Raw genomic sequence first — 15,488 nt, forward strand, 5'->3', positions numbered from 1 at the left:
CGATATTTTTGTATTTTTGTAAAAACATATTTTTCATATGAAACATAAGTTAGTGATAGCAATGACTGCGGCAACGCTGTTTCTGGTCGGGTGCGGGCAGCGGCAACATACGGAACAGGTAACGCTCGTGCGCATCGATACCGTAAAAACAGCGAATACCTGTGATATTCTCGAATTTCCCGCCCGAGTACAGGCTGCCGGAGAAGTTCACCTCGCATTCAAGATACCCGGAACCTTGCAACGTATTTATGTCGATGACGGAGCTTTTGTCCGTCAGGGTGAACTTGTTGCCGAAATGGATCCGCGCGATTACGAACTTCAGTTACAGGCGGTCGAAGCCGAATATTTGAGTATCAAGGCCGAAGCCGAACGTGTAATGGCGCTTTACGACCAAAACGTCGCTACCGCCGATGCTTACGACAAAGCGCGATACGGGCTGCAACAGATTACGGCGAAATACGAGAACGCCCGCAACCAATTGGCCGATACGAAACTGTATGCTCCTTTCGACGGCTACGTGAAGCGTCGGCGCTTCGACCCTCCGACGGTCGTAGCGGCCGGAATGCCGGTCATCACGTTCCTGTCGGGCAAGAATCCCGAGGTCGAACTTTTCATTCCGGCATCGACTTACATTCGCCGTCGGGAGATCGCTTCGTTTGCGGCGGTGTTCGATTTTCTGCAAGGGCAAAAAATTCCGCTGCGTCTGCTCCATGTCGATCCGAGCGCCAATGCCAATCAGCTTTACGCCGTGCGGTTGGCACTGCCCGTGAATACGGAGATCGCGGCGACACCCGGCATGAACGCAACGGTCGAAGTCGCCATGCGGCAGGAAACGGAGGCATCGGTAGAGATTCCTGCATCAGCTCTGTTCAGCAACGGCGACAAGACGAGTTACGTGTGGATTTACCGACAGGACGGGACGATCGCACGCCGACGGGTCGAAGTAGTCCGTCTGCATACGGACGGAACGGCGACGATAGCGGATGGTCTGAACGAAGGCGAACGGATCGTCGTGGCCGGAGTTCATAAATTGACGGAAGGCCAGCGGGTCGCACCGCTTCCTGCTCCGTCGAAAACCAATGAAGGAGGGCTGCTATGATCGACTTGGGCAAATGGGCTTTCGGACACAGCAAGCTCGTCTATTTTCTGTTGGCGGTACTGTTGGTAGGCGGTCTGAAATCGGCCTACGACATGGGAAAACTCGAAGATCCCGAAGTCAAGGTAAAAATCGCCATGGTGGTCGGGGTTCGTCCGGGAGCGTCGGCGCACGAAATGGAACTGGAAGTGACCGACCCGCTGGAAAAGGCGATCCGTACCGTCGGAGAGGTGGACAATACGCAGAGTTGGTCGTACAACGACCTCTGCATCATACAGGTAGAACTCAAAAGTACGACGCCCGATGACCGGCTCGAACAGTGTTGGGATATGCTGCGGCACAAGGTTTCCGATGCGGAAGCGTCGTTGCCCGGCGGTACATCCGTGACGGTTCAGGACGATTTCAGTCTGGTTTACGGTATGTTTTACGCCCTGACCGCCGAAGGCTTCAGCGAAAGACAGCTCGCCGACTATGCCGGACTGATCCAGCGCGAATTGACCGATCTCGACGGCGTGGCCCGGGTGGAGCTTTACGGAAAGCGCGAGGAGAGTATCGATATTTCGCTGCGTGCGGACCGAATGGCGACACTCGGCATTTCGCCAACAGAAGTACTCGCCACCCTGAACGGACAAAACGGCACTTTCTATGCCGGTTACTACGACAACGGGGATCAACGCGTGCGCGTAACGGTCACCGATAAGTCGCGTACGGTCGAACAGATCCGCAACATGGTCATTCAGGGCCATGAAGATGACCAGTTGCGTCTGGGGGATATTGCGACCGTAGAGAGCGGCTATACGGAACCCGTACGCAATTCGATGACCTATAACGGTGAACATGCCGTCGGTATCGCCGTAGCCGCCGCCTCGGGAACCGACATCGTAAAGGTCGGCAATGCGGTCGAACGGCGGCTCGCCGAATTACAGGAGGAACGTTTTCCTGCAGGCGTCGCTTGCCACAAGGTCTTCTATCAACCCGAACGGGTAACAGGGGCCCTCTCCACTTTCTTCATCAATCTGGTCGAATCGGTATTGATCGTCATCGCGATTCTGATGATTACGATGGGGTTCCGCAGCGGCGTAATCATCGGATTCAGTCTGCTTACGATCGTCATCGGCACGTTTCTGCTGCTGGGTATGACCGGCGGCACGATGCAGCGGGTTTCACTGGCGGCGTTCATTCTCGCAATGGGGATGCTGGTGGACAATGCGATCGTCATAGTAGATGGTATTCTGGTCGATCTGAAGCTGGGCAAGCCGCGCCGCGAAGCGATGTGCGCCATCGGTCGTAAAACCGCCATGCCGTTGCTCGGAGCTACGGTCATTGCCATCCTCGCATTTCTGCCCGTTTTCCTTTCGCCCGATACGGCAGGCGTCTATGTGCGCGATCTGTTTATCGTGCTGGCGGCGAGTCTGCTGTTGAGTTGGGTCCTGGCTCTGGTGCACGTGCCGCTGATGGCGAATCGGCTTTTGAAGCAACCGTCGAGGACCGAGGGAAGCGGTAAACTGTATGACAGCACGTTGTATCGTCGTTTCGGCGATCTGCTTCGCTTCGGTTTGCGGCACCGTATCGCGGCCCTGTCGGTCATTCTCGTTCTGCTCGGATTGAGCGTCTGGGGATTCCGGTACGTGCGGCAGGGATTCTTTCCCGATATGGTTTACGACCAACTCTATATCGAATACAAATTGCCCGAAGGTACGAACTCCACACGGGTTGCCGCCGACCTGCGGGAAATCGAAGCGTACCTTAAGACTCGTCCCGAAATCCGGAACGTTGTTGCGTCCGTGGGCGGGACGCCGGCACGGTATAATCTGGTGCGCAGTATCGCCACGCCGTCGCTCTCTTACGGAGAATTGATCGTCGATTTCGAATCGCCCGAATCGCTGGTGGAAAACATGGATGTCATTCAGGAGGATCTTTCGGCCCGTTACCCCGACGCGTACGTCAAGGTGAAGCGTTATAATATCATGTTCAAAAAATACCCGATCGAAGTGCAATTTTCCGGACCCGATCCGGCGGTACTGCACCGGTTGGCGGATTCCGCACGAATGATTATGGCGCGCACGCCCCAGGTTGCGCAGATCACTACCGGTTGGGAACCTGCGGTTCCCGTTTTGGCGGTGGATTACCACCAGGCGGCCGCCCGTCGCGCCAACCTGAGCCGCCAGGATATCGCCACCTCGTTGCTGACGGCCGAAGGCGGTATTCCCGTCGGGACGTTCTACGAAGGAGTACATCGCAATACGATCTATCTCAAATGTACGGCGGCCGACGGCTCGCGCATCGACAATTCGGAGAACGTACCCGTTTTCCCGATGCTCCCGAATGTAAATGCGCTGCTTGACGACGAGCTGGTGGGAAGCCTTCAGACCGGCACGCTCGACAAAGGCGATATCATCCGAAGGCTGGCGCAGACCATCCCCCTCGGGCAAGTCGGACGGGGTGTCGGCATTCGCTGGGAAGATCCGGTCATTCCGCGCTATAACGGTCAGCGCATGCAGAGCGTGATGTGTTCCCCCGCACCGGGTGTTGAAACCGAGGCGGCACGACAAACTATTGCCGAACAGATCGAAGACATTCCGTTGCCGACCGGCTATTCGATACGCTGGGATGGTGAAAAAGGGGCCCGTGACCAGACGATGTACTGGCTTTTCAAACAGGTCCCGCTGGCCGTAGTACTCATCATCGCTGTTCTGATTCTCTTGTTCGGCGACTATCGCAAGCCGACGATCGTGTTGTGCTGCATTCCTTTATTGGCCGTCGGCATCGTCGGAGCAATGTTGCTGACCGGAAAGACGTTCGACTTCTGCGCCATTGTGGGTGCGTTGGGATTGATGGGCATGCTGATTAAAAATTGCATCGTATTGTTGGACGAAATCGGCCAGCGGTGCAGCGGCGATACCGACCTCATAGCCGGACTGGTCGTCAGCGCCCAAAGTCGTCTGCGGCCTGTGATGATGGCTTCGCTTACCACCATTCTCGGTATGATTCCGCTGCTCGGCGATGCGATGTTCGGTTCAATGGCTGCGACGATCATGGGCGGACTGTTCTTTTCGACCATCGCCACGTTGTTGTTTCTGCCGATACTTTACGCCCTGTTTTTCAAAATCAAAACGAAATAATACGATTCGGCCGCAGGCCATACCTTACCGTTCGTGCCGCACCGATGCGGCGCGAACGGTGTCGATATTCGACGAGCGCATCGAACAACTGCAACACAATGTTCGCCCGATCTTCGGCGCAGGGCAGAACGACGGGTGCAAACGGACCCGGCTTTCACTATCTTTGAAGTACTCCGCTGCGGCAAGACGCAAATAAAATTTGCTTTTGCCCTCGGCCTAATCGCAATCTTTGACTTCGTCTTAGATACTTCGCCTCGGCAAAGTACAAATAAATTTGTTTTTGCCCTCGGCTTAATCCCAATCTTTGACTTCGTCTTAGATACTCCGCCTCGGCAAAATGCAAATAAATTTGCTTTTGCGCTCGGCTTAATCCCAATCTTTGACTTCGTCTTAGATACTCCGCCTCGGCAAAGCACAAATAAATTTGTTTTTGCCCTCGGCTTAATCGTATCTTTGCAGAAGATAGGAGGCGGTTCGGCAATCTGTACGTGCCAATTCGTGCGATTGCCATCATCTTATTATCTTTGCAAAAACGATTCCGTCCGGTCGATCTGTCGATAAAATGCCAGAGAGCGACTGAACGCGATAACGAAAAAATCGAGCTATATGATCTGGTTTCTGCTTCTCCTCTCCCTGCTTTTTGCCGGGGTGGACTTTCTCTTCTACCGGGTGCGGATGCGTCGGCATTCCGAGCGCCTTCGCCGCGCCTTCGTCTGGTTCGCGGTGTTTTCGGATGCGCTTCCGATCGTCGTGGTGCTGCTGCTCAAGGCCGTACCGGACAATACGACGGGCTGGATGCAGGCAGCCCAATGGTTTACCTTCGTCTTCCTGTTGCTGATCGGCTGTCGTTACGGCTATTATTTCGGTTTGTTGTTCGATCGGCATCGGAGTTTCAGTCGGGTAGGGGCGCTCTTCGCTGTCGGATGTGCCGTATGGCTCGTATGGGGAGCGGCTTGGGGCAGACAAGCCCTGCGGGTGAACGAAGTCGAAATCCGGACCGCAGCACTGCCCGCCGCATTCGACGGATTCCGGATCGTGCAATTCTCGGATCTGCACATCGGCACGCTCGTGCGGCCGGAACGGGAGATGAACCGGCTCGTGGATACGATCAATGCGCTGCGACCCGACCTCGTCGTCTTCAGCGGCGATTTGGTCAATGTCCGCTCCACGGAACTCACATCGGACGTATTGGCTATTCTGGGAAGGCTTCGCGCCCCGTACGGTGTCATCTCGACCCTGGGCAATCACGACGTGGGACTTTATATCAAAGATACCGTCGCCCTGCCGCGTGCTGAAAACAACCGGCAGGTAATCGACCGGCAGCGGAAGATCGGGTGGCGGATGCTGCTGGATTCGACCCTCTACCTGCGCCGGGGCAGCGATTCGATTTCGGTGACGGGCATCTCGTTCGATCCCACGCTGCAAAAATTCCGACATTCGTTCGATCTTCCCGAAATATCCCTCGCAACCGCTTACGAAGGCATGCCGGAGGGTATGTTCAACCTGACGGTTTCGCATCTGCCGCAACTGTGGCCCAATATCACCGCCCTCGGTCGCGGAAACCTCACGCTGGCAGGGCACGTGCACAGTATGCAGATCAAGGGACATCTCTTCGGACGGGCGTTCTCTCCGGCACAACTGATGTACGACCGTTGGAGCGGGCGCTACGACGATGCGGCCGGCAATACGCTCTACATCAACGACGGAATCGGATACGTCGGTTTTCCGATGCGGCTCGGCGCCGATCCTGAAATCACCCTTTTTACGCTGAAAAAATGAAAGTGACCGTTTCCACCGCCGTTTCTGCGGACGGATATCTGGACGACCGTTCGCCCGACCGCCTGATCCTCTCCACGCCCGAAGACTGGGCCGAAGTGCATCGCCTCCGGGCTGCTTGCGACGCTATTCTGGTCGGGGCCGAAACCATCCGGCGGGACAATCCCTCGCTGTTGGTAGGCGACGAAGTTCTTCGTCGGGAACGAATCGACCGGGGGCTTTCACCCGATCCGGTCAAGGTAACGCTGACCGCTTCGTGCCGGCTCTCGCCGGAGGCCAATTTCTTCACCCGGGGAGATCAGGAAAAGATCGTCTTCACCTCCTGCTCCGACCCCGGTCCCCTGCGGCAGGTGGCGACGGTGATACCCGCCGCAGAGATCACGGCTGCTCTGATCGTTACCGAACTTGAAAAACGGGGACTTCGCTCCCTGCTGGTCGAAGGAGGAGCTGCGACGCTCCGGATGTTCTTCGCCGAAAATCTGGTCGATACCTTCCGGCTGGCTGTCAATCCGGCCGTAAAAGTGGGGGATCCCCGGGCACCCCGTTTGGAGATCGGTTCCAATTATCTGCAAACGTCGCATTCGACCGAATCGTTGGGAGGAATGCGGGTCACGACCTATGCGATCAAACCCGACCGGACCGCCGAAGACCGCCGCTACCTGCAAATGGCGATCGACGAAAGCCGCAAATGCACCCCATCGACCTCTTCCTATTGTGTAGGTGCAGTGATTTTAACGACTGACCGAAAGATATTTACGGGTTATACTCACGAAACCTCCCCGACCCACCATGCCGAACAGGAAGCGATTCTGAAAGCGCTTGCAGCGGGTGTCGAACTGCGGGGTGCGACCATCTATTCTTCGATGGAACCGTGCTCCGAACGAAAAAGTGAACCGGAAAGTTGTTCGGAATTGATAATTCGGCACGAATTTCGCCGGGTAGTTTTTGCTCTATATGAGCCGGACTGTTTCGTTTGTTGCCAGGGCGCCCTGAACCTCCGTCGCCACAGGATCGAAGTCAGCGTCGATGACACGCTGTCCGATCAGGTCCGAACGATAAACGCACATATCGGCCATCGATAGGCTTGGCTATTTTTTGTTCTGTTTTACGCCGAATATTGGCCTAAATAGCCACAACAAATTATACGTACGAATATTCGCACTATCTTCGCATAAAAATTTAGAAGACCATTTTATGAACCGTATAATCGTTTCATTTTTCGCTCTGTTAGCTGCCGCACCTCTGGCGGCTCAGGAGCAAACACCCCGGGTACTTTCCCTGGATGAAGCCCTGGAGATCACCCTCTCCGGAAGTCCGGTCATCGAAGCCTCGCGTTACGAAGAAAAAGCCGCCCAGCAGGAACGGCGGGCAGCGATCGGCTTGCGTATGCCGCAAATCAGCGTAGGCGGAACCTACACCTATTTGGGCAAGGACATCGGATTCGACTTCAACGATTTGAAAGGGCCTGTCGGAAACATCACCCACGACATTCTCGGCAGCGGGCTGATCCCGACCGAATTGATCCCCCAGATTCAGCAACTTCTCACCCCGGTCATGGGAGCGGATTGGTTCCTGACATTGCAGGACCGCAGTCTCGGATTCGTCGGAGGGCAGGTAACCCTGCCGATCTATATGGGCGGCAAGATCAACACGGCCAACCGTGCCGCGAAAATCAACGAAAAGACTGCAGTCGAGCAGGGAAACCAAAACCGCAACGCGCTGGTTTCGGAGCTCGTGGAGCGATACTACGGTCTGGCGCTGGCCCGACAGGTCGTCGAAGTACGCCAGCAGGTAGTGGATGGAGTAGGCCAACATCTGAAGGATGCGATCGCCCTCGAACAGAACGGTATGATCCCCCACAGCGAACGTCTTTACGTCGAATTCAAGATGGCCGAGGCGGAGCGGGAGCTTCAAAACGCCCGGTTGCAGGTCGAAACCATCGCCAGTGCACTGAATAATACGCTCGGACAGCAGGCAGAGGTTCTGCCCGTAACGACGATGTTCGTACTCGGCAACCTGGAAGACGTAGCCTATTACAAAGACCTGGCGGCCAAGTTCAATCCGCTGCTCAGCCAGGTAGCCCTCAAGCGCCAGTTGGCCAAGGAAGGAGTTCGGTTGCAACGGGCCAATTTCCTGCCGCAGGTCGCGGCGATGGGCGGAGCCTCGTTCTACAACTACCAGGTAACTAAAATAATGCCCCGCTGGGCAGTAGGTGTCGGCGTTAATCTCAAGATTTTCGACGGCCTGAACCGCGAATACAAATATTCGGCGGCAAAACAGACGGTCAAGCAAGTGGAAGTGCTGGAAATGAAAGCCGGCAAGGACATTGCAGTACTGATCGAAAAACTCTACAACCAAATGAACAACTATGCCAACCAGATGAAGTCGATCGACGCTTCGCTCGCATTTGCGGAGGAGTATCTCAAAGCCAAGAATGCGGCATTCCTGGAAGGTATGAGTTCCTCCTCCGACCTGGTGGATGCCGAACTGAATCTCGCCAAGGTGCGCACCGAGCGTATGCAGACCGCCTACAATTACGATGTCGCACTGGCCAAGTTGCTCGAAGCCGCCGGCATCAGCGATGAGTTCATCAGCTACCTGCACCGTACCGACGCCCGTCCCATTCATTTCGACAAAGAGTAAATATAGATAATCTCATGAAAAAAAGTACCATTGTCACGATCATTCTGATTGCCGCCGCTGTCGTGCTGGGCGTCATCTTCATCAGTTGGTATTTACGCAAGGCCACGCCCCTGTACATCCAGGGAACGGTGGAATGTACTACATACAAAGCTTCGTCGAAAGTTCCCGGCCGTATCGAGGAGATGAAAGTAGAGGAGGGACAGCACGTCACCAAGGGCGAACTGCTCTACACGCTCTCGACCCCCGAACTGAATGCCAAGTTGCAACAGGCCGAAGCCGTGAAGAGCGCCGCATCGGCCATGGACCAGAAAGCCCTCACCGGTGCCCGTATCCAACAGAAGGAAGCCGCACTGAATCTCTGGGAAAAAGCCCAGGCAGGACTGTTGTTGGCCCAGAAAACCTTCGACCGCGTGAACAACCTCTATGAACAAGGCGTCGTTCCGGCCCAGAAGCTGGATGAAGCCCGCGCCAACCTGCAGGCGATGCAGGCGACCGAGCGTGCGGCCAAAGCGCAATGCGAACTGGTATTCGACGGAGCCAGCAAGGAGGAGAAAGAGGCGGCAGCCGCCCAGGTACGGCAGGCCGAAGGCGCCGTTTCGGAAGTGGAGTCCTATCTTTCGGATGCCTTGGTTTACGCCCCTGTAACGGGCGAGGTTTCGACGATCATCGCCGAAGCCGGCGAACTGGTCGGAACGGGTTATCCCGTAGTGGCGATTCTCGATATGAGCGACGTATGGGTGACCTTCAACATCAAGGAGGATCTGATGCCCGACATCCATATCGGAACCCGTATGACAGGCTATATCCCGGCCTTGGACCGCAGCGTGGAGTTCGAGGTGACCTATATCGCTGTGCAGGCCGATTTCGCCACCTGGTCCGCAACACGCACGCAGGGCGGCTTCGACATCCGCACCTTTGCCGTCAAAGCCAAACCCACGCAAGACGTGGAATACATCCGGCCGGGTATGAGCGTACTGGTGAACTGGAAAGACATCGCCAAATAATTCAGAAAGGGTAGCGTATGCCGGGCTTTTTCAGCAATACGCTCGCCGTCCTGCGGCGAGAGATCTACCGGGTCGCACGTCAGCCGATGTATTGGCTGCTGACGGTGATTCTGCCGATCGTCGCGTTCGCATTCTTCGCGGTGTTGTTATACAAGGGAGTGGCACGCGACATTCCGATCGCCGTCGTGGACCAGGACAACAGCACCCTCTCCCGCAAAGTGACGCAGATGATCGACGCGACGCCTACGGCTTGGGTCGCTTACGGCGTACAGGGAATGGAAGAGGCCGAACGACTGATGCTTCAGGGCAAGGTCATGGGAATCGTTCTGATTCCCGATTTCTTCGAAAAGAACATTCTCAACAACAGCCAGACCCATCTGGAAAGCTACCTGACCGGCACGAACATTACGGTAAACGGTCTGCTGGCGAAGGATTTGCAAACGACTGTCACCACTTTTACCGCCGGTATCCAGCTGCAACTGCTGATGAAACAAGGGCTGACCGAAAAACAGGCTATGGCGCAACTGATGCCCGTACGGTTCGACAAACATGTGCTATTCAACCCGCATATCAACTACGGCTATTACCTTTCGCCGAGTTTTATGCCGATGATGCTTCTGATCTTCACGATCATGGCGACGATTTTCGTCATCGGAACCGAACTCAAGAACGGCACGGCCAGGGAGTGGTACGACACGGCCGGAGGCTCGGTCTTCGCGGCCTACGCGGGCAAAATCCTGCCGATTACGGTCATTATGTTCCTGATGTCGGAATTGATGCTCCTGGTCATCTTCAAGGTGGTCGGCGTACCGCTGAACGGCAGCCTGACGGTCATCACCATCAGCAATCTGCTCTTCATCCTGAGTTACCAGTCCCTCGGTGCGATGATCGTCACCGTGTTGAGCAATTTGCGCCTGTCGCTTTCGATCGGCGGCGGTTACTCGGTACTGGCCTTCACGTTTTCGGGCCTTACGTTCCCGATTATGGCTATGAGCAAACCCATGCAATGGTTCTGCTGCATCTTTCCGTTCACATTCTACACCGACATCATGGTCGATCAGGCCCTGCGCGGTGCTCCGGCGATATACTCGTTGCCCGACATGGGCATCATCGCCCTGTTCATCATTCTTCCGCTGCTGTGTCTGCCGCGCCTGCGCACCATCTGCACGAATAAAAAATACTGGGGGAGATTATAGCGATGAGTCGATTTACCAAACAGATAACCTCTTACTGGCAGCAGTTCCGCACCGTCGTCCGCAACGAATACGGCTCGATCTTCACGGATGCCGGCGTGATTCTCGTGCTGGTGCTCGCCCTGCTGATCTATTCCACGCTCTATTCGCTGGCTTACGGGACGCAGGTACTTCGTAACGTGCCGATCGGAGTAATCGACATGAGCAACACTTCGACCAGCCGTCAGTTGATCAATACCTTCAATGCCGGACCGAACGTCTATGTGGCCTACGAACCCGGCGACATGGACGAGGCCAAACACCTTTTCTACGACCGGGAGATATACGGCGTGGTTTACATCCCCTCCGATTACGAGGAAAAACTGCTCGGCGGACAGCAGGCGGTCGTTTCGCTCTATGTCGATGCCAGCTATTTTCTGATGTACCGCCAGGCGTTCCAGGAGCTCGTGTCGGGCATCGGCACCACAGGAGCTATGGTGGAATTCCAGCGGTTGATCGCAAAAGGAGCCAACATCCCGCAGGCTACGGCCACGACGCAACCCGTGATTTACCAAAGCCACAACTTGTTCAATCCCTATCTGGGATACGGATCGTTCGTGATGCCGGCTATCATCATGGTCATCATTCAGCAGACGATGCTGATCGGTATCGGTATGATCGGAGGCACCTGGAGCGAATTCGGACTTTACAAGAAACTCATTCCTCCGGGACGCCGGAGAATGTCCACGCTGCCCGTCGTGGCAGGCAAAGCGTTCGTTTATGCGTCGATCTACGCCGTCACCCTGTTTTATATTCTGGGACTGCACTACAAATTGTTTCATTTCCCGACCAACGGTCACACGGCGGACATCATCGCCTTTCTCATCCCGTATCTGCTGTCCTGTATTTTCCTGGGCATCGCCGTCTCGACGCTGTTCCAGCGGCGCGAACAGTCGATCATGCTGTTGCTCTGGTGTTCGATCCCGGCTCTGATGCTCAGCGGAGCTTCCGTACCCCGCGAAGCGATGCCTGAATGGCTCTACCTGTTCGGCCAGATTCTGCCGAGCAGCAGCGGGGTAGAAGGATTCATCCGAATCCAAAGTATGGGGGCTTCGTTCAGCGACGTGCTGCACGAGGTACGTATCCTGTGGATTCTCACGATAGTTTACGGCGGATTCGCCGCTGTCGGCATACACCTCCGCCTCAAGCAGGCCGCAGGTAAATAGCCCGATTAAAATATGATTTTCTTTCCAAACATCGAATCAGGCTATGAAACGGCTTGTTTTTACTCTTTTTACCGTATTTGCGGCAACAGCGCTTTGCAGCGCTCAAAATCCGAATGAAACGCGCGTTGTCAAAGACGCTGCCGGACGCGTGAAGTACACCGTCCACAAAACAGGGAATCGGGAAATAATCAAGGATTCGAAGGGAAGGATCACAGGCACGACACGCGAAACAAAGGAACGCAAATATTATTACAATTCAAACGGCTCGTCGGCAGGTACAGAAACAAAATGGGAACCGGCAAGCAGACAGCGGAAAAGTCATCATACGGCAAGTCCTGAATCGAATGACCGGAAGTAATTGGATCCGGGAGTGCCATTTCCATCCCGAAAGGTTGTAGCGACTCGGGCAGGCATATTCCGCAACGTTATGGGCCTGATCGCAAAGGTGCTGAAACAAAAAGAGGGGGCAATACCCCTCTTTTTAATCATATCGTGCAACCGGGACTCATATCGCTTTACCGGTGCGGCGGACGGAACCCGCCTCCGGGAGCGGTGCTGCGTCCCATACCGACGGCTCCCGACGGGCGGTCCGAAACGCCTTGATAATCCTTGATGTTCTTCGAACCCTTCTTGCCGAAGAACCGCAGGTTATAGACGAACTGCACACAGTAATAACGTCCCACTACGCTGTTCCAAGAATTTTGTGTCCAACCCGAACCGGTCGTGCGCACGAACGCTTTATTCTGATTGAAAATGTCGTTTACGCCGATGTTGATTTCCCCCAGCTGGTTGCGAAAGACCTTCTTGCCCACGAACAGGTTGCAGAGCAGATAGCTGTCGTCGTAATCGTTCGTGAAACCCAGATACTGGATATAAGAAGCGCTGCCCGAGAGGGAGAATCCCCGGCCGAAGATGAACTTGAACGACGCCGCAGCCTGATGGTTGAAATAACGGTTCTTTCCTCCGGTAGCGGCGAGGGAATTGACGGCTTCGTTGTACGTGCCGTCCCACGAAAGGGTGAAGTCCACATTCTCGGAGATGTTGCTGCCCAACACTACGCCCGCTTCGTAACCGAGGTTGCCCGTATTGTTCCGCTCGCCGTCCACAAGGCTCGGAATACGCGAATAGCTTACGCCGCCCCGCAGATTCAGGTTACTCTTGATGAAATTCACCGGAAACCCGTAACTTGCCCGCGCCCGCACATCCCAGTAGCCGTCCATATTCGTCCATTCGGTGAACTGCAACGGACGGTAAACCGTATTGTCGATCTCCAAAGTAGGACGGTAGCGGGTGCTGGTCGTAATATAGTCCTGGGTCGTTTCGGCCCGGAACATCAGCATAAAAGTACGACCCTTCTCCGCATTGGAATTGACGTAGTGCATACTCAAATTATGGCTGTACGAAGGCCGTAAGTCGGGATTACCCCGCGTGATGTATTGCGCATCCGATACGTCATAGACATTTTGCAACTGGGTAACCTCCGGGTTGTCCGTATAGGAGCGCAGGAACATTCGCAGCGTATTCTCCCGGTTCAGGTTGAACTGTCCCACCATAAAATAGGTCACATTGTTGTAGGCGTGCTTGATCTCTTCGGAGCCGGTACGGATCACCTCACCCGAAAGGCTCGAACGCTGATAATAGACGTTCGCAGCGAAAGTATTGCGGTCCTTGGAGTAGTTGAAGCCGGGGCCGAGAGAGTGCACCGTATAGCTGCTCTTGTAAGCGTTCGACAGCAAGGGATCGGGAAGCAATCCCGTAATATCGTAATCCTCGCCGGTCCGGTAGGTTTTCTTGTCGCTCTGCTGGTAATTGTACGACGTCCGATACCCGAGGCTCACCTGCGAATATTTGGATACGGGCTCCGTATAGGTCAGGCGGCCGTTCAGCCGATAACGGTACGAAGGATTCATCATGCGCTGGTAAATCAGCTTTTTCAGATCGTTCTCGTCCGGATCGGGATCGAGGTCGGGGTAATCCTCGTAAATACCGAAATCGTTGGTATGGGAGTTTTGCTTATTCTGGGAGTCGAAATAGTTGAAAAAGCCGTCCACCGTAAGCGTACGTCCCGGCTTACCCAACCGCACGCGGTAAATGGCCGAAGTATTGACGCTGTAACCGTTTCGGAAGGCATCCTCGAAATTGTCGATGATGCTGTAACCGCTTTCGCCGAACTGTCGCCCGTAAGTCGTACTGAACGGATCGTTCGACTGGAAACTCAAGCCCGGGCGGATCATCAGCGACTGGTTGTCCGCGATTTTCCATTCGATGCGGGCATTCAGGCGGTTGTTGAAATTCTGTATCCGGGAATAACCGTCGGTGAAAAGCGTATCGATCGGTGCCGGCTCCTCGTACCAACGCTCGGTACGCGCCCGATTGACCGTACGGGTTCCGTTGAAGAAGTAGCTGCCCTGGAAAGTCACCTGATCCCGACTGCCCCAGGTATCCGAATAATTGACACCCACTGCATTTACCGAAGCCACGCCGTCCTGGTGACGAACCATATATTGTCCCACGCCACGGCCGAAGCGACCGCCGCCATGTCCTCCGCCGGAATTGCCCGTAACACCCAGAATATCCTCGAACGAAAAGTTCTGCTGATTGACGTTGTTAAAAAGACCGATCAGCGACAGACGGCTGGAGCCGCTGAAAAAATTGACGTTGCCGCCGACCATATACTTGTTTTTGGCTTCGGTTTCCGTGTCGGCGTCGTAACCGTAACCGGCATATGCCTTACCGAATATGCCCTGACGCATATTTTCGCGTGTGACGATGTTGATCGCCTTATAGCTTTCGCCGTCGTCCATACCCGAAAACTCGGCCTGGTCGCTCAGCTTGTTGTAAACCTCGATCCGTTCGACCGCTTCGGCCGGCAGCGACTTGATCGCCGATGTCACGTCCTCGCCGAAAAACTCCTTGCCATCGACGAATACTTTCTGGATCGTTTCGCCCTGCGCCTCGACAGCGCCGTTATTGACCGTAATGCCGGGCATCTTCTTCAACAGCCCCTCGACGTCGGCATCGGCAGTCACCTTGAACGCATTGGCATTATAGCTTACCGTATCGCCCTTTTGAGAAGTGCGGAGTGCCTGCACCTCCTTCACTACGGTCTCGATGGCGATGGCCGCCTCCCGCAGTGCGATCTTTCCCAGGTTTTCGGACGGCTGCGTCACCCGAAACTCCTTTTCGGCCTTTTCATATCCCATGAAAGTCACGGCCAGGGTATATGAACCATAAGCGAGGCCGCGCACTTGCAATGCGCCTTTGTAACCCGATGTATAATATTTCTTCTGATCGGGGTGGGCTTTGGGTACGATTTCTATCACGGCACCCGGTACCTCTTCTCCCGTTTCGGCATCTACCACGGTGAGCGTAATCACACCGCTCTGGGCCTGCGCCCGAGCCAAACCTATCGTACACAAAAATACAAGTAAACAAATTGCTCTAATCAT

General features: G+C 55.0%; 10 protein-coding genes. 9 read left to right on the forward strand and 1 reads right to left on the reverse strand.

What is annotated here, in order from left to right:
• Positions 1 to 37: 37 nt before the first annotated feature.
• The 9 genes from ALIPUT_RS02370 (at position 38) to ALIPUT_RS12660 (ending at position 12,397) form a co-directional block, all read left to right on the forward strand.
• The gene (locus ALIPUT_RS02370) at positions 38 to 1,099 is read left to right on the forward strand and encodes an efflux RND transporter periplasmic adaptor subunit (protein WP_004328047.1); all 1,062 of its coding nucleotides are present in this window, start codon (positions 38 to 40) and stop codon (positions 1,097 to 1,099) included.
• The gene (locus ALIPUT_RS02375) at positions 1,099 to 4,218 is read left to right on the forward strand and encodes an efflux RND transporter permease subunit (RefSeq protein WP_040293363.1); all 3,120 of its coding nucleotides are present in this window, start codon (positions 1,099 to 1,101) and stop codon (positions 4,216 to 4,218) included. Before ALIPUT_RS02370 ends, ALIPUT_RS02375 begins: the two co-directional genes overlap by 1 nt.
• A 606-nt stretch (positions 4,219 to 4,824) precedes the next feature.
• Complete coding sequence (locus tag ALIPUT_RS02380; protein ID WP_004328051.1) at positions 4,825 to 5,997, forward strand: metallophosphoesterase; 1,173 nt, start codon at positions 4,825 to 4,827, stop codon at positions 5,995 to 5,997.
• Positions 5,994 to 7,076 (forward strand): dihydrofolate reductase family protein, encoded by a 1,083-nt coding sequence (locus tag ALIPUT_RS02385; protein WP_004328052.1) that lies wholly within the window; start codon positions 5,994 to 5,996, stop codon positions 7,074 to 7,076. Before ALIPUT_RS02380 ends, ALIPUT_RS02385 begins: the two co-directional genes overlap by 4 nt.
• Before the next feature lie 112 nt (positions 7,077 to 7,188).
• Positions 7,189 to 8,637 (forward strand): TolC family protein, encoded by a 1,449-nt coding sequence (locus ALIPUT_RS02390; RefSeq protein WP_004328053.1) that lies wholly within the window; start codon positions 7,189 to 7,191, stop codon positions 8,635 to 8,637.
• Between the two features lie 14 nt (positions 8,638 to 8,651).
• Positions 8,652 to 9,641 carry an HlyD family secretion protein gene (locus tag ALIPUT_RS02395; protein ID WP_004328054.1) on the forward strand — a complete coding sequence of 330 codons (990 nt, stop codon included), beginning with the start codon at positions 8,652 to 8,654 and terminating at the stop codon, positions 9,639 to 9,641.
• A gap of 17 nt (positions 9,642 to 9,658) precedes the next feature.
• Positions 9,659 to 10,837, forward strand: coding sequence for an ABC transporter permease (locus ALIPUT_RS02400; protein ID WP_004328055.1), 1,179 nt, complete (start codon positions 9,659 to 9,661; stop codon positions 10,835 to 10,837).
• Between the two features lie 2 nt (positions 10,838 to 10,839).
• Complete coding sequence (locus ALIPUT_RS02405) at positions 10,840 to 12,039, forward strand: ABC transporter permease (protein WP_004328056.1); 1,200 nt, start codon at positions 10,840 to 10,842, stop codon at positions 12,037 to 12,039.
• Positions 12,040 to 12,082: 43 nt separating this feature from the next.
• Positions 12,083 to 12,397: a hypothetical protein gene (locus ALIPUT_RS12660; protein WP_004328057.1), complete on the forward strand. Its 315-nt coding sequence runs from the start codon at positions 12,083 to 12,085 to the stop codon at positions 12,395 to 12,397.
• Between the two features lie 157 nt (positions 12,398 to 12,554).
• On the opposite strand, the gene ALIPUT_RS02410 is transcribed toward ALIPUT_RS12660, so the two are convergent.
• Positions 12,555 to 15,488, reverse strand: a complete 2,934-nt coding sequence (locus tag ALIPUT_RS02410; protein WP_004328058.1) for an outer membrane beta-barrel protein — start codon at positions 15,486 to 15,488, stop codon at positions 12,555 to 12,557.

The sequence above is a fragment of the Alistipes putredinis DSM 17216 genome, from assembly GCF_000154465.1.
Classification (GTDB): Bacteria; Bacteroidota; Bacteroidia; order Bacteroidales; family Rikenellaceae; genus Alistipes; species Alistipes putredinis.